Genomic DNA, 20,967 nt, shown 5'->3' on the forward strand with positions numbered 1-20,967 from the left:
GTATGATGACCGCTGGATGTATATTATGCAAATCAGACGTGATGCGCCGGGTTTACGAGGCCGCTGCCACCGGGTGAACGCTCAGATGGCGGCGCAATCGCAGGGCAATGGCGCCTAATATCAGCATCATTACCACCTCGACGGCCAGGAAGTCGATCAGCGCCTGGGGATAGTTACCGCCGCTGCGCTGAGCGAGGGTTAAAAACAGCGAGCCGAGGATCGCCGGGCCTAACCCCAGCGTTGCCTGCTGGAGGGTGCTCAGAATGGCGCTGCCGGCACCGGCATCGCAGGCGCTGATGTCGCGCATCCCGATACGATAGAAGCTATTAACGATCAGCGCCTGGCCGTAGCCGATAAGCGCGGTTGACGGCACCATCGCCAGCGCGGCGGTGTGCAGGCCGAAGTGTTGAACGGTGGCGATCAGCAGCAACAGACCGGCTATCTGTACCCCCAGCCCGGTCAGCAGAATGCGTCCCATGCTGTAGCGCGCAATCAGCTTCGGCGCGTACAGCGCCGAGACAAAATAGGCGACCCCAAGGGCGATAAAGCTATTGCCCGACTGCCACGGGGACATCCCCAGCCCGGACTGCATGGTCAGCGCCATGCAGAACATAAAGCCGGACCAGGCGCTGAAGAACAGCAGGGCGATCGCCATCCCGAAGCGGATGCTGGTGAGCTTCAGCAAGCGCGGAGGCAGCAGCGGCTGCTCGCCGCGCTGCTGTTTACGCAGCGCGCTCATCCGCATCCAGGCCAGCAGCGGCAGCACCGCCAGCAGCATCAGCTGTAACGTCCAGGGCCAGTGCAGCTCCGGGCCCAGCGCCATCGGAAACAGCAGGCAGCAGAGGATCAGCGCCAGGCTGAAGGTCCCCTGCCAGTCAATGGCGGCGTGGGCCTCGCGGCGGGTTTCCGGCACATAGCGCTGACTAAACGCCAGCACCAGCAGGCAGATCGGGACATTAATAAAGAAGGCGTTACGCCAGCCCAGCCCGGCGATATCCGCCGATACCAGCCAGCCGCCGCCCATCTGCCCGACGATAAAGGCAATCCCGCCGATCCCGCCGTACAGGCTGATGGCGCGGGCATGGGCGGTCCCTTTCAGGGTAACGTGCAGGGTGGCGAGAACCTGCGGCACGATCAGCGCCGCCCCTGCGCCCTGCAGCGTGCGGGCCGCCAGCAGTTCGCTGATGGAGCCCGCGATGCCGCACAGCAGGGAGGCGAGGCCAAACAGCACTACGCCCCACATAAACAGCCGGCGGCGGCCGTAGTTATCTCCTAGCTTGCTGCCCATCGCCAGGCACACCGCAAACGAGACGCCGTACAGCGCCACAATCAGCTCCAGTTGGGTGGCGCTGGCGTCGAGGGAGTGGGTAATCGAATCCAGCGCCACGTTAGTAATTGAGGTGTCGATCAGCGGCAGCATCTGACCGGTCAACAGCAGCAGTAAACCGGCACGGCCGGGTGAAACAGCAGACGAATTCATCGGATCGCTCCATTGCGTCATTCAGCGGATGGTCGTAGCATTACCGATAAATTAAACGGGTACCAGTTCCTGTCTATACTGGTATTGGTACTACCATGCTGGAGGAAATATGACGGGAATGCCGCAACGGGAAGCTCTGTCGATCGCCCCCGATGACAGCCGTAAGCAGCTGGGGGCATTTCTGCGCGCCCGCCGCGAGAGCCTGGATCCGCAGCGGCTTGGCCTGCCGCGGGTCGGACGGCGGCGCACGCCGGGCCTGCGCCGTGAGGAAGTGGCGATGCTGGCGGATGTCGGCGTCACCTGGTACACCTGGCTGGAGCAGGGGCGCGAGGTGAACCCGTCGGAAGCAGTGCTGGTGGGGGTGGCGAACGCCCTGCAGTGCAGCCCGCTGGAAACCCGCCACCTGTTCGTGCTGGCCGGACTGACGCCACCGGAGGCGCCGTCGGCCGTGGTCTGCGATGCCATCAGCCCGGGAACCCGCCGGCTGATTGACAGCCTGATGCCGCAGCCGGCGAGCATCCAGAAACCCAACTTCGATATCGTCGCGTGGAACGACAGCTTTTGCCGCCTGATGGGGATTGATTTCGCTCAGCTTGCCGAAGAAGACCGCAACTGTATTTACCTCTATCTGACCAATGACACCTGGCGCTTCCGCATCGAAAACCGCGATGTGCTGCCGACTTTTGTCTCCTATTTCCGCGCGGCGATGGCCGAGCATCGGGGCGATCCGCTGTGGGAAAATAAACTGGCGCGCTTCTTCGCCGCTTCCGCAGAGTTCGAAGCGCTGTGGCACCAACGTTATGAGGTCCGCGGCGTGGAGAATCAGGTCAAACACTTCAACCATCCGCAGCTCGGGCGTTTCAGCCTGCAGCAGATGTACTGGTATTCCGCCCCGCGTAATGGCGCACGGCTGCTGGTTTACCTGCCGATGGACGAGTCGGGCGAACAGGCGCTGGCCTGGCTGGATAAGCAGGATGCCCTCTACTGATAACCACAGGGAATGCAGATGAACGTAACCAGAAAACAACATCGGGTGATTGCCCGGGCGCTGGATGAGTGGCAGGCCGCCGGGACGTTGAGCGAGGCAGAACACCAGCGGCTGGCGGGCACGTTGCAGGTGACGCCTTTTGACTGGCAGCGCCTGAGCCGCTATGCCTTCTGGACGGCGCTGGCCTGCCTGTTGATTGCGTTGGGCAGTCTGTTTGCCGATAACGAACTGCTGGCGTGGCTGGCCGTGATGTTCCGCGACTCGGCGCTGGCGCGCATCGTGCTGCCGGCGGCAATTGCGCTCGGCTGCTACCTGTGGGGCTTTCGTCGCCAGCGGCGGGAGCAGCACTGGCACTACAGCACCGAGGCGATTCTGTTTGTCGGCGTGGTCTTTACCGCGGTGGCGATTTGGCAACTCGGCGAGCGGCTGGATAACGGCAGCGGCCACATCGCGCCGTTGTTTCTGGTGGGCTGCGCCATTTATGGCGCCATTGGTATCGCGGCCCGCTCCGGGCTGGTGTGGCTGTTTTTTCTGCTGGCGCTGGGTAACTGGTTTGGCGCGGAAACCGGCTACGTATCGGGGTGGGGCGCTTACTGGCTAGGCATGAGCTACCCGCTGCGCTTTGTGCTGTTTGCCGGCGTGATGCTGGCGCTGTGCTGGCTGTTGCGCCACTGGCTGCAGCAGCGTCGGCTGCTGACCGTCAGTAAAGCGATGGGGTTGACCTGGTTGTTTATCGCCCTGTGGATCCTGTCGATTTTCGGCTATCACGACCCCGACCGCTGGTACAGCATTTCTCAGGCGCAGCGGCTGCCGTGGGCGCTGTTATTTGGCATAGCGGCGGGGATCTGTATCTACATCAGTCTGAAAACCGAAGACGCGATGCTGCGCGGATTTGGCCTGACGTTCCTCGGCATTAATCTCTACACCCGCTTTTTCGAGTATTTCTGGGAGAGCATGCACAAGGTGGTGTTCTTCCTGATCCTGGCGGTGTCGCTGGCGATCCTGGGCCGGTATGCAGAAAAAATCTGGCACGCCGGCGAGCGGCGTGCGCGAGAGGGTTAAATCTCGGTGATGGTCGTCGCCTGCGGCAGGCGTGATTTCGGCAGCGCGGCGTTGAAATCTTCGACGCTGTGGTGGCCCACCGGGACGATGACCACGCTGGTGAAACCTTGTTCGGTTAAGCCAAATTCGGCATCGAGGATTGCGGCATCGAAGCCTTCTACCGGCACTGCGTCCAGCCCCAGGGCCGCCACGCCGAGCAGGAAGTTACCGACGTTAAGGTAAACCTGTTTCGCCATCCAGTGATTGTCGTCCTGCAGCTCTTTGCGGTGCATATCGGCAAAGAACACGCGGCCTTTATGGTTCGCGGCTTTGGCTTCCGGGCTGGCGAAACGGCCGTCGGCCTCTTCCTGGTCAACCACGCGGGTCAGCCAGGCATCGTCCATTACGGTCTTCGCACAGAACACCACCACGTGAGAGGCATCGAGGATTTTGCGTTCGTTGAAGACGTAGGTGCCGCTGGCGGCTTTCGCGACCCGCGCTTTCCCTTCGTCGGTGCTGGCGACAATAAAGTGCCACGGCTGAGAGTTGGTGCTCGACGGGCTGAATTGCAGCAGGGTTTTCAGGCTGCTGGCTTGCGCCTCAGTCAGTTTTTTCGAGGCATCAAAGGCTTTTGTGGAGTGGCGCTTTAAGGCAACGGAGATGATATCCATAACTCTTCCTCACTATTTCATGCTCAAGTTAACCCGTCCCTGACGGAGCGGTTAGTGACAGAAGAGTACAGCGAAGGCGAGGGAATGATAAGAGACAAAAATGCGATAACACTTATCGTGTTAGCCTGAAAATCGCTCCGGGCGCAGCCGTTTCTGATCTCGTTTTGCCAGCTTGTTCACCACCTGATGCCAGGAATCATCAACCAGTTCGGCCAGCAGATCCTCACTGATATCCTCACCGGGCACGACCGTGATCCAGTGCTTTTTATTCATGTGGTAACCCGGCTCAATGCTGCGGTAAATCTGTTGATTGAGCAGGGATTTTTGCGGCTCGGCTTTCAGATTGACCAGCGCACGACCGCGCAGGGTCACGGTGATCATAAAAATGCGCCCGCCAACTTTAAAGACGTCGTACTCCGGGCCAAACGGCCAGCAGTGCTCGGTAAACGGGTAGGCCAGGGCCAGACGATGGGCGCAAGCGTGCAGCGAAGTATTATCCATTACTGTTCTTTCACGTGGAGGGCCAGCCACATGGTTTCAAACCCGAGGGCGATGATTTCAGGCGCCCGTTTCACGTCATGGCTGGCAAATTCAATGGTGGTTTCCGCCAGCGAAAGGAACAGCGCATCGCCAAAGGCGCTGAAGGTTTCGCTCTGAAAGACCGGTTTGATGGAGGTCTGGCACATCTCGTTGAGCTCAGGAAACATCTCTTTGACCTGGTTCCGGGTTTCATCGGTGATGCGCTCGCTCAGCGACATCCGGCGGATCGCTTTGTGCTCCATCGGATGACGGATGCTCCAGTCGATATAGCTGTTCCAGATGTTGCGGGCGTTCTCTTTCGGCCGCTTTTCGTTTGGCGTCAGCTTGCCAATCATCGACTGGACTAAGCCGCTCTTGATGGTGAGGTACAGTTCGTTGAGCAACTCATCCTTGGTGGCGAAATAGCGGAACAGCGTTCCCTCGGCCACCCCGGCGCTGCGGGCAATGGCGGAGGTTGAGGCGGCGATGCCCGACTGGGCAAAGGCGGCGGTTGCGGCCTCCAGTAACGCTTGCTTTTTATCTTCACTCTTAGGACGAGCCACTACAATTTACCTCACATGTGATGAAACCCCGATCTAAGCATGCCTGGACATGGCACTGCAACGGTGTATGTCAAAATTTGAAAATCGTCTTGACGACTTTCGCTGCTTTCCTAATAATGAGTGCTTACTCACTCATAATCAAGTGTTATCACACAACCCTCAGGATAGAGGGTTTCATCTGGTCAGGTTATGAACCGTGTCACTCTAAGCGTGGTCGCCATCATGTTATTAGCCTCAGCAACCGCTTTGCCGTTTGTGTTAAATGCCGGGTTTGGTCGTGCGCCGCAGGGTGCTCAGCTCAGCCTGGTGGAACAGTCGCCGAACTATCGTGACAACCAGTTCCATAATCAGCTGCCCACGCCAGGCTTTACCGGACAGAAAAATATGCTGGCCGCGTGGTGGGAATTTCTGGTCGTTAAACGTGAAAATGCGCGCCCGGCGCAGCCGCTGCCGCTGGTGAAGACCGATCTTGCCAGCCTGCCGGTAGGGCAGGATGTGATGGTGTGGCTCGGCCACTCTTCCTGGTATCTGCAACTGGCCGGGAAGCGGATCCTGATCGACCCGGTCTTCAGCAGCTACGCCGCGCCGTTCTCCTTCCTCAATAAAGCCTTCTCCGGGGACTATCCCTGGCGGGCAGAGAACATGCCGGAGATCGACCTGCTGATTATCTCCCACGATCACTATGATCATCTCGACTACGCCACCATCAAAGCGCTGATGCCGAAAATCAACCGCGTGGTGACGCCGCTTGGCGTCGGCTCGCATCTGCGTTACTGGGGCATGGACGGGGCGAAAATCAGCGAAGCTGACTGGAACGAAGCGGTGCCGGTCAGTGATGAACTGACGGTTCATGTACTGCCGGCGCGTCATTTCTCCGGGCGTGGGCTGAAACGTAATCAGACTCTGTGGGCCAGCTTTATGTTCGTCACCCCGCAGCAGAAGATTTACTACAGCGGCGACAGCGGCTACGGCCCGCATTTTAAAGCCATCGGCGAACAGTTTGGCGCCGTGGATCTGGCGATTCTGGAGAACGGTCAGTACGACCAGGACTGGAAATACATTCATATGATGCCTGACGAAACGGCGCAGGCCGCCGACGATCTGCGCGCTCGCGCGGTATTGCCGGGGCATGCCGGGCGTTTCGTGCTGGCAAAACACAGCTGGGACGACCCGTACATCAAGCTGGCTGCGGCGAGCAAAGACCGACCATGGCGGCTGTTAACGCCGATGCAGGGCGAGCCGGTTTGGGTTGCCGATAACACACAATCATTTCATCGCTGGTGGCAGTAATTGCCAGTGTGCTTCAACGGGGGAGAGAACTGATGACTATTTCAGCTCAAGTCATTGAGACGATTGTCGGCTGGATCGATGACAATCTGCATCAACCGCTGCGTATTGACGATATTGCTCGCCACTCCGGTTATTCGAAATGGCATCTGCAACGTCTCTTTTTACAGTACAAAGGGGAGAGTCTGGGGCGCTATATCCGCGAACGTAAACTGCGGATGGCGGCGCGCGACCTGCGTGACACCGATCAGCGGGTTTATGACATCTGCCTGAAATACGGCTTTGACTCGCAGCAGACGTTTACCCGCATTTTCACCCGCACGTTTCATCAGCCGCCGGGTGCCTACCGCAAAGATAACCACAACAGCGCCCACTAACTGACCGCCGCCGGGTAACCGGCGGAGCGCCAACGGACTTGCCATTACTTGATGTGTTATTGCAAATCATTACCATTTGCATTAGCGTTACTGCTGAATTCTGACAAGAGTAAACCGGGCGATGAAGATGGCATGGAGTGGTCTGCAGGTAGGGGTGAGTGCACGGCCTGCGGCGGCGATCGACGGCGATTCCCCCTCTCTGCAGGGGGAGTTACAGGGAAAATTCGATGCCAGCGGTGAAGTCTGTTTTGACCTGCCGATGTTGGGTGAGAATTACGTCACGGCGACGATTTACGGCGTAACCGACGCCCGGTTGCTGGATGAACATAACCGACGCCTGCGCACGCTGCTGACCGACGGGCCGCCGGACGGCGAGCAGCAGCTGCTGTTTTCTCTGCCGGTGAATCGCCCTTCGGCGTTGGTTTTCCACGGCCAGGAAGGGGCCAGCTGGCGTTTTTGCTGGCGGATGAAAGAGACCACCGCGCTGAGCAAAAGCCAGACCCAGGATCCCATCAGCCCACGTTTGCAGGCGCTGAAGCAGACCCTGGCGACAGGCGGTTCTACCGCGGCTTTCTGGCAGGAGCGTGAGCTTGAAGGTACGCCGATGGTGGAGCCGGTAGAGGCGGGGCACAAGCGGGTCACTTTCCTGTGGCGTGGAGCGAAGAACAATGTCTTCCTGCTGGGATCGCCGGCGGGGGAGCACGACCCGTTATTCCGACTTGGTGGTTCTGACGTCTGGTTTCGCAGCTATGTTGTCCCGGCTGATACGCTGATGCAGTATCAGCCGGCGCCGGATGTGCCGCAGGTTGACGGGGAAGGGGATGAACTTCGGCGAGCGATTCTGATCAGCGCTCAGGCCGATCCGCTCAATCCACACACCGTCAACCATGCCAGCGATCGCTGGGGCCGCCATTCTTTGCTGGCGCTGGATCCGGCGCGCTATTGTACTCCACGGCGGATGGCGCAACCGCTGCGCTACGGCACCCTGACTCGCCACCACCTGCGCAGTGATTTTCTGCAAAATACCCGGGAAGTGCGGATCTATCGGCCACGTCTGCCGCAGCCCGCCCGCTGGACGCTGCTGCTGCTTGATGGCAAAACCTATCAGGATGAATACCGCTTTGCCAACGTGCTGGACAATCTGATTGCCCACCATATGCTGCCGCCGGTGAACGTGGTGTTTATCGATAGCCTCGATCAGGCGCGACGGATGAAGGAGCTGCAGCCGAATCCCTTCTTTGCCGACTTTATGGCCCATGAACTGCTGCCCTGGCTGCGTCAGCAGGGGCTGAACCTGACGCGGCAAAAAACCGTGGTGGCGGGCTCCAGCTACGGCGGGCTCGCGGCCTCGTGGGTGGCGCTGCGCTATCCGCGCCAGTTTGCCAATGTCCTGAGCCTGTCGGGGTCTTACTGGTGGGCGCCAAAAGATGAAGAGGCCTGCTGGTTAACCCGCCAGTATCAACAGTCGCCGCGCTACCCGGTGCGCTTCTGGCTGCAGGCAGGGCGGTTTGAGACCTCAGGGCCTGACGGCGGGGTCTTCAGTCATACCCTCGCGTTTGAGCAGGCGCTGCGTGAAAAAGGCTATCGGGTCAGCTTCCATCCGTCATCCAGCGGCCATGACTATGCGGCCTGGTGCGAGGCGCTGGTGGCCGGGATGCGTGATTTTACCGGCCTAGCGATCCAGAGAAAACCAGCGACGCCAGATCCAACGTAATACCACATACTCGATCGTACCCAGCACCAGGAACCACAGGCAAAAAAGCAGGGTGTAAAACTGGTTGAGATCCATCAGATGGAAGGTATCAACCAGCTTTTGCGCCAGCGTCAGCCCGAGTGAGGGGGCTGGCAGCAGTAAACATGAGAGCAGGGCCAGCAATAAAATACCGGCGGCAGACAGTAGCGTTTCGAGCGGATGCTTCATTATTTTGTTAATCATCAGTTAAAAAACATATTGTCCGGGAAAAGACCGGTTAACGCAATATGCTTTCCCTTGTTATTATTTTACGTCATTCGTCGTAGCTCTTATATTATTTATCTCCACCTCTTCGTTAATAACTTGAGTGTTATTTGTAATTAAATTAATAGCATTAAAATGTCAGTTAACGTCATTATCCGGTCATCAGTTTTACAAAAGTATAGGTGCTATATCCCACCAGGGTAGCGATAATGATGGCTAGCAGGATGTACAGTGCCAGGCGGCGTCCGCGGTAGATTCCAAACATATTAACCTCGTTTGATTAGGGTTTAATATTACTCTGCGATATTTGCTATGAAGAATTAACTTATCATAGTTTTTTAATTTTGCGAGAGTTTAAATATTGCACTAAATCACGTTTGTTCGTGTCCGCTTGCGATGTATTTATTCATTGGCCAGAAATGATTTCAGGCTTTCCGAATCACGGAATTTAAAAGGAAAACTTATTTTGACCAAAATGATGAACTCTAATAATACAACACCCGCCGGTGATGCTACGCCTCGGCAGGCGTACCAGCAGAGCGTTGACGAGGTGCTGACCCAGAAAAAAAGCCGCGCTGAGGGCCTGTCTGGCGCCGACGCGGCTGAGCGCCTGAAATCTTTTGGCCCTAACGCCTTACCTGAAAAGAAAAGCAAGCCGGCCTGGCTGCGTTTCCTCGCCCACTTTAACGACGTCCTGATCTTTGTCCTGCTGGCCGCCGCCGTGCTCACGGCCGCGATGGGGCACTGGGTGGATACCCTGGTGATCCTCGGGGTCACGGTGATCAATGCGCTGATTGGCCACGTTCAGGAGAGCAACGCCGAAAAATCGCTGCAGGGTATTCGCAACATGCTGTCGAGCAACGCGCGGGTGCAGCGTAACGGCAAGCACGAAACCCTGCCGACTCGCGAGCTGGTGCCGGGCGATATCGTCATTCTGCGGGCGGGCGACCGCGTGCCGGCGGATATGCGTCTTATCGAAACCCACAACCTGCGGGTGGAAGAAGCGATCCTCACCGGCGAATCGACGGTGGTGGATAAAACCACCGCCGCGCTGCAAGGGGAGCTGCCGCTCGGCGACCGTACCAACATGCTCTTTTCTGGCACCACCATCAGCGCCGGCGGCGGCGTGGGGGTGGTGACCGAGACCGGGCAGGATACCGAGCTTGGGCACATCAACCAGATGATGGCCGGCATCGAGAAGCACCGCACGCCGCTGCTGGTGCAGATGGATAAGCTGGGTAAAGCGATTTTCGTCATTATTCTCGCGATGATGGCCGCCCTGTTTGTCTTCAGCCTGGCGCTGCGCGATATCCCGATGGGCGAGCTGCTGCTGTCGCTGATTAGCCTCGCGGTGGCTGCCGTACCGGAAGGGCTGCCGGCCATTATCTCCATTATCCTCTCGCTGGGCGTTCAGGCGATGGCGCGTAAACACGCCATTATCCGTAAGCTGCCGACGGTCGAAACCCTGGGGGCGATGACCGTGGTCTGCTCGGATAAAACCGGCACCCTGACGATGAACGAAATGACGGTGAAAGCGATTATCACCGCCGACTGCTGCTATCGCGTGGAAGGGAACAGCTACGAGCCGCAGGGCAATATCTATCTCGAGGGCAGCGACGAGCCGGTGCAGATTAAAGCGGGTAGCGTACTGGATACCTATCTGCGCACCATCGACCTGTGTAACGACAGCCAGCTGGTGCAGGACGCGCGCGGCCTGTGGGGGATCACCGGCGGGCCTACCGAAGGGGCGTTAAAAGTACTGGCGGCGAAGGCAAAACTGCCGGCGGTGGTGACGCAGCTGGTGGCGAAAATTCCGTTCGACTCACAGTACAAGTACATGGCGACGCACCAGAAAATCGACCAGCAAGAGCGGGTGTTAATCACCGGCGCGCCGGACGTTATCTTTGCGATGTGCCGCCAGCAGATGACCAAGCAGGGAGTCGCCCCGTTCGAACTGCAGTACTGGGAGAATGAGATTTCTCGTTTCGCCAGCCAGGGGCTGCGCATGGTTGCCGCCGCGTGCAAACCGGCAGTCGCTGGCAGCACCACGTTGACCCATGATGACCTGCGCGAGGGGCTGGTGTTCCTCGGTATTGCCGGGATGATGGATCCGCCGCGTCCGGAGGCCATTGATGCTATCCATGCCTGCCAGACCGCCGGGATCCGCGTGAAGATGATCACCGGCGATCACCCGCAGACGGCGATGAGCATTGGCCAGATGCTGGGGATCACCAACAGCAGCCAGGCGATGACCGGCTATCAGCTGGAGCATATGGATGACCGCGAGCTGGCAAAAGCGGCGGTGGCGTACGACATTTTTGCCCGCACCAGTCCGGAGCATAAACTGCGGTTGGTGAAAGCGCTGCAGGAGAGCGGCGAAGTGGTCGGGATGACCGGTGATGGCGTCAACGATGCCCCGGCGCTGCGCCAGGCCGATGTCGGTATCGCGATGGGCATCAAAGGGACCGAAGTGACCAAAGAGGCCGCCGACATGGTGTTGACGGACGATAACTTCGCCACCATCGCCAGTTCGGTCAAAGAGGGGCGTCGGGTCTACGACAACCTGAAGAAAACGATCCTGTTTATCATGCCCACCAACCTGGCGCAGGGGCTGCTGATTATCATTGCCCTGCTGGCGGGGAACATCATTCCGCTGACGCCGGTATTGATTCTGTGGATGAACATGGCGACCTCCGCCACGCTCTCCTTCGGCCTGGCGTTTGAAGCCGCGGAGCGCAACGTGATGCATCGCCCGCCGCGTAAAACCGGCCAGCACGTGATGGATGCCTTCGCCGTCTGGCGCGTGGCCTTCGTCGGCACCATGATTGCCGTTGCCGCCTTTATTCTTGAGGCCTGGCTTGCGCCGCGCGGCCATAGCCCGGAGTTTATCCGTACCGTGTTGCTGCAGATGCTGGTCACCGCCCAGTGGCTGTACATGATTAACTGCCGCAGCAGCGACAGTTTCTCGCTGAATGTTGGCCTCCTGCGCAACAAAGGGATCTGGATGGTCAGCGGCGTGCTGCTGCTCCTGCAGCTGGCGATTATCTACCTGCCGTTTATGCAGACGATGTTTGGCACCGAGTCGCTGCCGCTGCGCTACTGGCTGATCACCCTGGTCATTGGCCTGGGGATGTTCCTGGTGGTGGAAGTTGAGAAGCGTCTGACCCGCCCGTTACGTAAAACCGTCTGACCTGCCAGCGCCCTCGCCATCCGGGGAGGGCGCTGCACCATCCGCAAGGAATCGCAATGAGAAACATCATGCGCCTGGTCCTGGTGACCGTTGGCCTGGCCGGTTACGCCTTAACGGCGACCGCAGCCCCCGCAACTCCGGTCCGCGCGACCGCTGTCGAACGCCAGTCATATGCGGCTGAGCGCCAGATCCCCGGCCGTATCGAAGCCATTCATGACGTGGACATTCGCGCGCGTACCGAAGGCAGTATTGTGCAGCGCCACTTCCAGGACGGGCAGTACGTCAAACAGGGCGACCGGCTGTTTACCCTCGATGACGCCCAGCCGCGCGCCGCGCTGGCGCTGGCCAGCGCCGAGCTGAAAAGCGCCCAGGCGTCATTACGTCAGGCCCAGCAGCTACTAAGCCGCTATCAGCAACTGAAAAATAACCACTCCATTAGCCGTAACGATGTCGATAACGCCCGGATGCAGCGCGATGTTGCCGCTGCCGCCGTTGAGCAGGCCAAAGCCCGCGTGACGACGCAGCAAATCACCCTCGATTACACCCGCATCGACTCCCCGGTGAGCGGGCGCATCGGCCACAGCCGCTTTCACGTTGGCAGCCTGGTGGGACCGGGCAGCGGCACGCTGGTCGACATCGTGCAGCTTGACCCGGTTCGCGTCTCTTTCGCCCTGGATGAGGCTGCGTTTTACAGCAAAGCCGGGCAGCACGCCGATATCAGCGCGATGAAGCAGGCGTGGGTCGCGCAGATTGCCCCCGAGGGGACGCGTGAGGAGGGGGTGTTGACCTCCGTTGATAACCGGATCGACAGCCGCACCGCCAGCGTGGTGCTGCGGGCGGAATTCGCGAATCCGCAGCATCGCCTGCTGCCGGGCGGCAGCGTGTCGGTGATTTTCAGCCCGCGTCAGCCGCAGGAGAGTCTGATGGTGCCGGTGGCGGCCGTCCAGCAGGATGCGCAGGGGTTCTTTAGCTGGGTGGTGACGGATAACGCCACCGTCGCCCAGCGTCGGTTAACGCTCGACGGGCAGCAGGGACAGCAGTTTGTCGTGACGAAAGGGTTGAACGCCGGCGAGCGGGTGGTGACGGAAGGCGCTCAGCGCCTGCGTGACGGCGCCAACGTGCAGCTATTGAATTAGGGAAGGTGAAAGGATGCTGACGTTTTTTATCCGCCGTCCTCGTTTTGCGATGGTGATCGCGCTGCTGCTGACGTTTGTTGGTGCGGTGGCGCTGAAGGTGATTCCGGTTGAGCAATATCCACAAATTACGCCGCCGGTGGTGAATGTTAGCGCCAGCTGGCCTGGCGCCAGCGCGGCGGATGTGGCTGAGGCTATCGCCGCGCTGCTGGAAACCCAGCTCAACGGCGTGGACCATATGCTGTATATGGAATCCACCAGTTCCGATGAGGGTAACTACAGTCTGAGCCTGACCTTTGCGGCCGGTACCGATGCCGATCTGGCGGCCATTGACGTGCAAAACCGCGTCTCCCAGGCGCTGGCGCAGCTGCCTGCCGACGCGCAGCAGAACGGGGTGCAGGTGCGTAAGCGGGCGAGTAACCTGCTGATGGGCGTCAGCCTCTATTCACCGCTGGAAACGCTCTCGCCGCTGTTCGTCAGCAACTATGCCAGCACTCAGGTGCGGGAAGCGCTGGCCCGTCTGCCCGGCGTCGGCGAAGTGCAGATGTTCGGCGCCCGCGACTACAGCATGCGGATCTGGCTGCGGCCAGATCGCATGAACGCTCTCAACGTGACCACCGATGATATCGCCCAGGCGCTGCGTGAGCAGAACGTGCAGGGAGCCGCCGGCCAGGTCGGGACGCCGCCGGTGTTCAACGGTCAGCAACAAACGCTGACCATCAACGGCATCGGGCGACTGAACGATGCGCAAAGCTTTAGCCAGATTATTATCCGCAGCGGCGAACTGGGACAGCTGGTGCGCCTTAGCGACGTGGCGACCATCGAACTGGGGGCGCGCAGCTACAGCTCCGGGGCGCAGCTGAATGGCAAAGACTCTGCCTATCTCGGCATCTACCCGACGCCGACGGCGAACGCCCTGCAGGTGGCGACGGCGGTGCGCGCCGAGCTGACCCGCCTGCACAGTCGTTTCCCGGCCGATATGACCTGGGAGGTGAAATTCGATACCACCCGCTTTGTGGCGGCGACGATCAAAGAGATCGGCGTCTCGCTGGCCCTGACCCTGATGGCGGTCGTGGTGGTGGTCTCGCTGTTCCTGCAGAGCTGGCGGGCCACGCTGATCGTCACCCTGGCGATTCCGGTGTCGCTGATTGGCAGTTTTGCCGTGCTTTATCTGCTGGGCTACAGCGCCAATACCCTGAGCTTATTCGCCATTATTCTGGCTCTGACCATGGTGGTGGATGACGCCATTGTGGTGGTCGAAAGCGTCGAGACAAAGATGGCGGAAGGGTTTGGCCGCCAGGAAGCGACGGCGCAGGCGCTGCGGCAGATCGCCGGGCCGGTGATTGCCACCACCCTGGTCCTGCTGGCGGTGTTTGTGCCGGTGGCGCTGTTACCGGGTATTGTCGGCGAACTGTACCGGCAATTTGCCGTCACCCTGTCGACGGCGGTAACGGTATCGAGCGTGGTGGCGTTGACCCTGACGCCGGCGCTGTGCGCGCTGCTGTTGCGCCCACGACCCGCTCAACCGGCGGCGTTCTGGCGCGGGTTTAATCGTGGTCTTGATCAGGTCCGCGATGGTTATGGCGCGCTGATCGGGCGGATGAACCGTCGTCCGTGGCTGGCGATGATGGCGACGGCCACTGCCGCCGCGGTGGTGGTGTTCAGCTTTATGCATATGCCGAAGGGATTTTTGCCGCAAGAGGATCAGGGTTACTTCTTCGCCAGCGTGCAGCTGCCGGAAGCCGCGTCGCTGGAGCGCACGGAAGCGGTGATGACCCAGGCGCGCGAGCTGCTGCTGGCGAACCCGGCGGTCGAGGATGTGATTCAGGTTTCGGGTTTTAATATCCTTAACGGCACCAGCGCGTCCAATGGCGGGTTTATTTCAGTGATGCTGAAAGCGTGGGATCAGCGGCCGCCGCTGGAGACGGTGATGGACAAGCTGCAGGGCCAGCTGCTGGGAATGCCGGAAGCGACGATCATGACCTTTGCGCCGCCGACGCTGCCGGGGCTGGGGACCGCATCTGGTTTTAATTTACGTATTCTGGCCCAGGGCGGGCAGTCTCCGGCGGAGCTGGAGCAGGTGACCCGTCAGGTGCTGCAGAAAGCCAACCAGCACCCGCAGCTGAACCGGGTGTTCACCACCTGGAGCAGCAACGTGCCGCAGTTGACGCTCAACGTCGATCGCGATCAGGCTGCGCGGCTGGATGTGCCGGTATCGCGGGTCTTCAACAGCCTGCAAACGGCGTTTGGCGGTACCCGCGTCGGTGATTTCAGTATCAACAACCGGGTGTACCATGTGGTGATACAAAACGAGATGCAGTGGCGCGAGCGTGCGTCGCAGATTGGCGAGCTGTTTGTGCGCAGCAACAGCGGCGAGCGTATTCGACTGAGCAATCTGGTGACCATCACGCCCACCGTGGGCGCGCCGTTCATCCAGCAATATAACCAGTTCCCGTCGGTATCCGTCAGCGGTTCGGCGAGTGAGGGCGTCAGCAGCCGCACGGCGATGAACGTGATGGAGCAGATTTTACAGGCCCATCTGCCGCAGGGGTATGACTACGCGTGGAGCGGGATCTCGTGGCAGGAGCAGCAAACCGGGAACCAGGCGGTGTGGATCGTGCTGGCGGCGGTGGCGATGGCGTGGCTGTTCCTCGTGGCGCAGTATGAGAGCTGGACGCTGCCGGCCAGCGTAATGCTGTCGGTGCTGTTCGCCATCGGCGGGGCGCTGTTGTGGCTGTGGCTGGCAGGGTACGCCAACGATGTATACGTGCAGATAGGGCTGATATTGCTCATCGCCCTCGCCGCCAAAAATGCGATTCTGATCGTTGAGTTTGCACGGGCCAGGCGAGAGGAGGGGATGTCGGTGGTCGACGCCGCCCGCGAAGGGGCCACCCGGCGTTTTCGCGCGGTGTTGATGACGGCGGTCTCGTTTATCATCGGGATTGTGCCGATGATGCTCGCCACCGGCGCCGGGGCCCAGAGCCGACGCATTATCGGCACCACCGTTTTCAGCGGCATGCTGGTGGCAACGGTGATTGGCATCGTGTTTATCCCGTCGCTGTTCGTACTGTTCCAACGCCTGCGCGAGTGGGGCCATCGGCGGATGTAGGTGGTGTCACCTGGATTAGCCCGGCCTGCGCTTCGCTGGGCCGGGCTATGATCTAGTGATGGGGCGTTTCGGTTATTTGCGTTCTACCGCGATCAGGGTGACGAACGGGTGGTACTGCCACGGGATGCTGCCGCCTTTCTGGTACATCTTTGAGATGGTGCCGTCGAGATAGAGCATCTGGCGCACGTTGAGGGTTGACTGCGCATAGCAGGCGAAATCATAGAAATTGGTTTCGCGCTCGCTCAGCATAAACACCACTTTGCCCTGGCGGTTAATTCCGACGCCGTTGCGCAGCTTGCGTGAACTGGCGGAAGGCTTCAGCCGCCAGTTGATCTTGCCGTTTTCAATTAACATCGGGCCGGACTGCACGGCGTAGCTAATGGCGGGAGAGGGCTTAAATTTATCGAGGCTGGCGATCCCTGCTTTTTGCCCCTGAAGATAAAATACTCCGCCGGGACGGATAAAAAAGTTACCGCCGCCGGAGGCGCGGTTCAGCGGAACCTTCTGCACCCCTTTTTCGATATACAGCCCCAGCGGCGCGTAGGCCTTATCGTAAATGCCGCCGTTCATCGCCATCTGGATACGATCGGCCTGCGGGCTATCTGCCAGTAACGCACGCAGTGAGCCAAAGGCCTCGCCATCCGCTTTTTTCCAGTACATCACAATACGCTCGCGCTGCGGATTGACGGTATAGCTTTGCAGCGTCAGCGCGGGGTCGGTGAGGGTGCATTTCCCGCTGGCAACGGCGGGCAGAGAGACAAGCAGTAACGGCAGAAGGGCAGAGAAGCGCACGGTCATCGGGTCCTTAAGATCGGCAATAGCCGGCAGTATATCCAGTCCTGAATTAATAACAGGATAAAAATGATGAATTTATTTTATATAAAGTCACGCACCGTGATGATATCGGGTGCAGGAAAATCGGCTGGTGCAATTCTGCAACAGAATTCCCACTGGCGGTGCAAAAAGATAAGTCAGGTTTATTTTTCAAATAAAATCATTGAGATAATATAAGTTATCCTTATTTTACCCCTTATTTTCTACTTATTTCACGGCAATTCAGATCTGGTATGCATCTTGCCTGTTAAATAACGAATATTTATTTAACAGGGACCATGTGATGCTGATGAAAAAATTATGCTTACGCCAATGCCGTCTCGCCGTCGCGGTCAGCGGGGCGCTGGCGCTGCTTGCCGCGTTACCTGCCCACGCCTCGACGCTGCGGATCGCCATGACCGCGGCCGATATTCCTCTGACCCTCGGCCAGCCCGATCAGGGTTTTGAAGGGAACCGCTTCACCGGAATTCCGCTGTACGATGCCCTCGTGGAGTGGGATCTGTCACAAGGTGAGAAGCCAAGTGGCCTGGTACCCGGCCTGGCGACGGAGTGGCACGTTGACCCGCAAAATCAGAGCCGCTGGATCTTTACCCTGCGTCCGGGCGTCAAGTTTCATGATGGCACTGAGGTCAATCCCGATGCCATTGTCTGGAACGTCGATAAAGTGCTGAACAAAGCCGCGCCGCAATATGCTCCGGGCCAGATTGGCAATACGCTGTCGCGCATGCCGACCCTCACCGGCGCGGAAAAAATTGATGACCACACCGTCGCGCTGACCACCTCGGAACCGGATGCGCTGCTGCCGTACAACATCACCAACTTGTTTATCGTCTCGCCCACCGCCTGGCAGAAACTGTATGACGCGGTACCGGCCAGCACCGGCGATACCGCCGCGCGCAGCAAGCTGGCCTGGACCGAGTTTGCCGCCCATGCGGTGGGCAGCGGCCCGTTCAAAATGGAAAAATTGGTTCCCCGCCAGCAGCTGATCCTCGATAAAAACCCCGACTACTGGAATAAAGATCGCATCCCAAGAGTGGATAAAGTGGTGCTGATCCCGCTGCCGGAGGCCAACGCCCGCACCGCGGCGCTGCTCTCTAAACAGGTTGACTGGATCGAAGCGCCGGCCCCGGATGCGGTGGACCAGATTAAAGCCCAGGGCTTTAAAATCTACGCCAATACCCAGCCGCACCTGTGGCCGTGGCAGTTCTCCTTCGAAGAGGGCTCCCCGTGGAAAGATATTCGGGTGCGCAAGGCCGCCAACCTGTGCCTGAACCGCGCCGAGCTGAAAAGCTACCTTGGCGGTTACATGACCGAAGCCACCGGCGTTTATGAAGCCGACAGCCTGTGGCATGGCAAGCCAACCTTCCAGATCAAATATGACCCGGAAACCGCCCGCAAACTGATGACCGAAGCCGGATTCAGCGCCAGTAAACCGCTGCACGTTACGGTGGCGACCTCAGCCTCCGGCTCCGGGCAGATGCAGCCGCTGCCGATGAACGAATACATCCAGCAGAGCCTGAAAAGCTGCTTCTTTAACGTCGATATCAAAGTGAATGAGTGGAACACCCTGTTCACCAACTGGCGTCTCGGGGCGAAAGATCCCTCGGCGAAAGGGATCGATGCGATCAACGTCAGCGCCGCGGTCAACGATCCCTACTTTGGCCTGATCCGCTTCTCCACCGCCAAAGCCTTCCCGCCGGTCGCCACTAACTGGGGCTATTTCTCCACTCCGGAAACCGAAAAACTGGCCACCGCAGTGAAGCACGCCTTTACCCCGGCGGAGATGGACAAAGCCGCCGGTGAACTGCACGCCGCGCTGGTCGATCAGGTGCCGTTCCTGTTCGTCGCCCACGACGTTGGGCCGCGGGCGATATCTCCGGCGGTCACCGGCGTAGTCCAGCCGCAAAGCTGGTTTATCGACCTCAGTCTGGTGAGCAAGAAAGAGTAATCGTAACGGGAGCTACCGATGATCAATACGCTGCTATATCGCATCCTGCTGGCCATCCCCACCATGCTTGGGGTGGCGGTGATCTGTTTTATGCTGGTGCAGATAGCGCCGGGGGATCCGCTGGTCTCGGTGATGCCGCCGGATGCGTCCGAAGCCCTGCGTCAGACCTTAATGCAGGCCTACGGCTTTGATAAACCGCTGCCGCTGCAGTTTGTCCACTGGCTGTGGCGGGCGCTGCACGGCGACCTGGGGATGTCGGTGGCGACCGGAAGGCCGGTGATCGGCGAAGTGATGACCGCCGTCGGCTACTCGCTGCGCCTGGCGTTGCTGGCGACGGTGATCGGCTTTGTGCTGGGTAGCCTGTTTGGCTTTGTCGCCGGTTACTTCCGCAACAGCATTATTGACCGTCTGGCTTCGGTGCTGTCGGTGTTTGGCGTCAGCGTGCCGCATTACTGGCTGGGGATGCTGCTGGTCATCGTCTTTAGCGTTAAGTTCGCGCTGCTCCCGGCGACCGGCGGCGGGCCGATTGGCGAAGTGGGCTGGCAGTGGGACTGGGAGCACCTGCAGTTTATGTTGCTGCCGGCGATCACGCTGTCGGTGATCCCCACCGGGATTATTGCCCGCACCGTGCGTTCGCAGGTGGCGGACATTCTCAGCCAGGAGTTTATCGTCGGCCTGCGCGCCCGCGGGCTTAACGAGTCGCGGATCTTCCTGCACGTGGTGAAAAACGCCGCGCCAACCGCGCTGGCGGTGATGGGGCTGCAGGTGGGTTATCTGATGGGCGGCTCGATTCTGGTGGAGACGGTCTTCTCCTGGCCCGGCACCGGCCTGCTGCTCAATACCGCCATTTTCCAGCGCGACCTGCCGCTGTTGCAGGGCACCATCTGGGTGCTGGCGCTGTTCTTCGTGGTGCTCAACCTGCTGGTGGATATGCTGCAAACCAGCCTCGACCCGCGCATTAAGAGGAGCTGACGATGGTGGATACTGTGACCCCCAAAAGCATGGCCGTGACGCCCGTTACCCCCGCCAGACAAGGCTACTGGCGCGGCGTTATGCGCCGTTTACTGCGCGACCCCGGCGGCGTCTTCGTCGGGGCCATTATCCTGATCCTGTTGGCGCTGGCGCTGTTTGGCCCGTGGCTGATCGTAAAAGATCCGTATCAGACATCGATGTTTTTACGCCTCAAGCCGATCGGCACCGACGGTTTCCCGCTGGGTTCTGACGAACTCGGGCGCGATATGCTGTCGCGGCTGATCCTCGGCACCCGTCTGTCGCTGTTTATGGGCATTGTGCCGGTGGTCTTCGCCTTCTTTATCGGCGGGGCGATCGGCATTATCGCTGGCTATGCGGGCGGGAAAACCAACACCCTGATTATGCGCACCGTCGACGTCTTCTACGCTTTCCCTTCGGTGCTGCTGGCGATAGCGCTCTCCGGCGCGCTGGGGGCGGGCATTGGTAACGCGCTGCTGTCGCTGACGCTGGTGTTTGTCCCGCAGGTGGCGCGCATCGCTGAGAGCGTCACCGCTCAGGTGCGGCATATGGACTATATCGAGGCCGCCCGGGCCACCGGCGCCAGCGCCTTCACCATCATTCGCGTTCAGGTGCTGGGCAACGTACTGGGGCCGATTTTCGTCTTCTCCACCGGGCTGATTTCGGTGTGCATGATCCTCGCCTCCGGGTTGTCGTTTCTTGGCCTCGGGGTGCGTCCGCCTGAGCCGGAGTGGGGATTGATGCTGAATACCCTGCGCACGGCTATCTACACCCAACCGTGGGTGGCGGCGCTGCCTGGCCTGATGATCTTTATTACCTCCATTTCGTTCAATATCCTCGCGGACCGCCTGCGTGCGGCAATGGCGATTAAGGAGTAAGC

At 59.6% G+C, this 20,967-nt stretch carries 17 protein-coding genes; 11 read left to right on the plus strand and 6 right to left on the minus strand.

The genetic code is table 11. The features are described from left to right. Positions 1–52: 52 nt before the first annotated feature. The gene (locus tag EDF82_RS12390) at positions 53–1,480 is read right to left on the minus strand and encodes an MFS transporter (RefSeq protein ID WP_123755851.1); all 1,428 of its coding nucleotides are present in this window, start codon (positions 1,478–1,480) and stop codon (positions 53–55) included. Between the two features lie 109 nt (positions 1,481–1,589). On the opposite strand from EDF82_RS12390, the gene EDF82_RS12395 reads away from it, so the two are divergent. Together EDF82_RS12395 and EDF82_RS12400 are read left to right on the plus strand one after the other, a co-directional pair. Beyond that, positions 1,590–2,468, plus strand: a complete 879-nt coding sequence (locus EDF82_RS12395; protein WP_123755852.1) for a helix-turn-helix transcriptional regulator — start codon at positions 1,590–1,592, stop codon at positions 2,466–2,468. A gap of 18 nt (positions 2,469–2,486) precedes the next feature. After that, on the plus strand, positions 2,487–3,530 hold the full coding sequence (locus EDF82_RS12400; protein WP_123756224.1) for a DUF2157 domain-containing protein: 1,044 nt from the start codon (positions 2,487–2,489) through the stop codon (positions 3,528–3,530). On the opposite strand, the gene nfsB is transcribed toward EDF82_RS12400, so the two are convergent. From nfsB to EDF82_RS12415, 3 genes are all read right to left on the minus strand, one after another. Further along, positions 3,527–4,180, minus strand: coding sequence for an oxygen-insensitive NAD(P)H nitroreductase (gene nfsB / locus EDF82_RS12405; protein WP_123755853.1), 654 nt, complete (start codon positions 4,178–4,180; stop codon positions 3,527–3,529). The two genes, EDF82_RS12400 and nfsB, sit on opposite strands and share 4 nt — an antisense overlap. Positions 4,181–4,300: 120 nt before the next feature. After that, positions 4,301–4,681 carry an MmcQ/YjbR family DNA-binding protein gene (locus EDF82_RS12410; protein WP_123755854.1) on the minus strand — a complete coding sequence of 127 codons (381 nt, stop codon included), beginning with the start codon at positions 4,679–4,681 and terminating at the stop codon, positions 4,301–4,303. Further along, positions 4,681–5,262: a TetR/AcrR family transcriptional regulator gene (locus tag EDF82_RS12415; protein ID WP_123755855.1), complete on the minus strand. Its 582-nt coding sequence runs from the start codon at positions 5,260–5,262 to the stop codon at positions 4,681–4,683. The genes EDF82_RS12410 and EDF82_RS12415 overlap by 1 nt, the downstream gene beginning before the upstream one ends. A gap of 189 nt (positions 5,263–5,451) precedes the next feature. Between EDF82_RS12415 and EDF82_RS12420 the strand changes: the two genes are divergently transcribed. From EDF82_RS12420 to EDF82_RS12430, 3 genes are all read left to right on the plus strand, one after another. Further along, complete coding sequence (locus EDF82_RS12420) at positions 5,452–6,552, plus strand: MBL fold metallo-hydrolase (RefSeq protein WP_123755856.1); 1,101 nt, start codon at positions 5,452–5,454, stop codon at positions 6,550–6,552. 32 nt (positions 6,553–6,584) lie between these two features. After that, positions 6,585–6,926 (plus strand): RamA family antibiotic efflux transcriptional regulator, encoded by a 342-nt coding sequence (locus EDF82_RS12425; protein ID WP_123755857.1) that lies wholly within the window; start codon positions 6,585–6,587, stop codon positions 6,924–6,926. A 121-nt stretch (positions 6,927–7,047) separates the two neighbouring features. Beyond that, positions 7,048–8,640 carry an esterase family protein gene (locus tag EDF82_RS12430; RefSeq protein WP_123755858.1) on the plus strand — a complete coding sequence of 531 codons (1,593 nt, stop codon included), beginning with the start codon at positions 7,048–7,050 and terminating at the stop codon, positions 8,638–8,640. Here EDF82_RS12430 and EDF82_RS12435 read toward each other — a convergent pair. Beyond that, positions 8,599–8,847 carry a DUF1158 domain-containing protein gene (locus tag EDF82_RS12435; protein ID WP_123756225.1) on the minus strand — a complete coding sequence of 83 codons (249 nt, stop codon included), beginning with the start codon at positions 8,845–8,847 and terminating at the stop codon, positions 8,599–8,601. The genes EDF82_RS12430 and EDF82_RS12435 overlap by 42 nt on opposite strands. Positions 8,848–9,349: 502 nt before the next feature. Between EDF82_RS12435 and EDF82_RS12440 the strand changes: the two genes are divergently transcribed. Genes EDF82_RS12440 through EDF82_RS12450 form a run of 3 tightly spaced genes read left to right on the plus strand, consistent with a single transcriptional unit; the run spans position 9,350 to position 16,315 of the window. Continuing rightward, positions 9,350–12,073, plus strand: coding sequence for a cation-transporting P-type ATPase (locus EDF82_RS12440; RefSeq protein WP_187043008.1), 2,724 nt, complete (start codon positions 9,350–9,352; stop codon positions 12,071–12,073). A 56-nt stretch (positions 12,074–12,129) separates the two neighbouring features. Continuing rightward, a complete protein-coding gene (locus EDF82_RS12445; RefSeq protein WP_123755860.1) occupies positions 12,130–13,209 on the plus strand; it encodes an efflux RND transporter periplasmic adaptor subunit in 1,080 nt (359 codons plus the stop codon). Positions 13,210–13,222: 13 nt separating this feature from the next. Next, the gene (locus EDF82_RS12450; RefSeq protein ID WP_123755861.1) at positions 13,223–16,315 is read left to right on the plus strand and encodes an efflux RND transporter permease subunit; all 3,093 of its coding nucleotides are present in this window, start codon (positions 13,223–13,225) and stop codon (positions 16,313–16,315) included. A 72-nt stretch (positions 16,316–16,387) separates the two neighbouring features. Here EDF82_RS12450 and EDF82_RS12455 read toward each other — a convergent pair whose 3' ends face one another. Beyond that, positions 16,388–17,113 carry a phosphodiester glycosidase family protein gene (locus EDF82_RS12455; RefSeq protein ID WP_123755862.1) on the minus strand — a complete coding sequence of 242 codons (726 nt, stop codon included), beginning with the start codon at positions 17,111–17,113 and terminating at the stop codon, positions 16,388–16,390. A 319-nt stretch (positions 17,114–17,432) separates the two neighbouring features. Between EDF82_RS12455 and EDF82_RS12460 the strand changes: the two genes are divergently transcribed. The 3 genes from EDF82_RS12460 to EDF82_RS12470 are packed head-to-tail and all read left to right on the plus strand — an operon-like array spanning position 17,433 to position 20,965. Further along, positions 17,433–19,097: an ABC transporter substrate-binding protein gene (locus tag EDF82_RS12460; protein WP_123755863.1), complete on the plus strand. Its 1,665-nt coding sequence runs from the start codon at positions 17,433–17,435 to the stop codon at positions 19,095–19,097. Positions 19,098–19,115: 18 nt separating this feature from the next. Then, on the plus strand, positions 19,116–20,069 hold the full coding sequence (locus EDF82_RS12465; protein WP_123755864.1) for an ABC transporter permease: 954 nt from the start codon (positions 19,116–19,118) through the stop codon (positions 20,067–20,069). Between the two features lie 2 nt (positions 20,070–20,071). Beyond that, positions 20,072–20,965 carry an ABC transporter permease gene (locus EDF82_RS12470; RefSeq protein WP_123755865.1) on the plus strand — a complete coding sequence of 298 codons (894 nt, stop codon included), beginning with the start codon at positions 20,072–20,074 and terminating at the stop codon, positions 20,963–20,965. The last annotated feature ends 2 nt before the right edge of the window (positions 20,966–20,967 follow it).

The sequence above is a fragment of the Klebsiella sp. BIGb0399 genome (assembly GCF_003752615.1).
GTDB classification, from domain to species: Bacteria; Pseudomonadota; Gammaproteobacteria; order Enterobacterales; family Enterobacteriaceae; genus Klebsiella; species Klebsiella lignicola.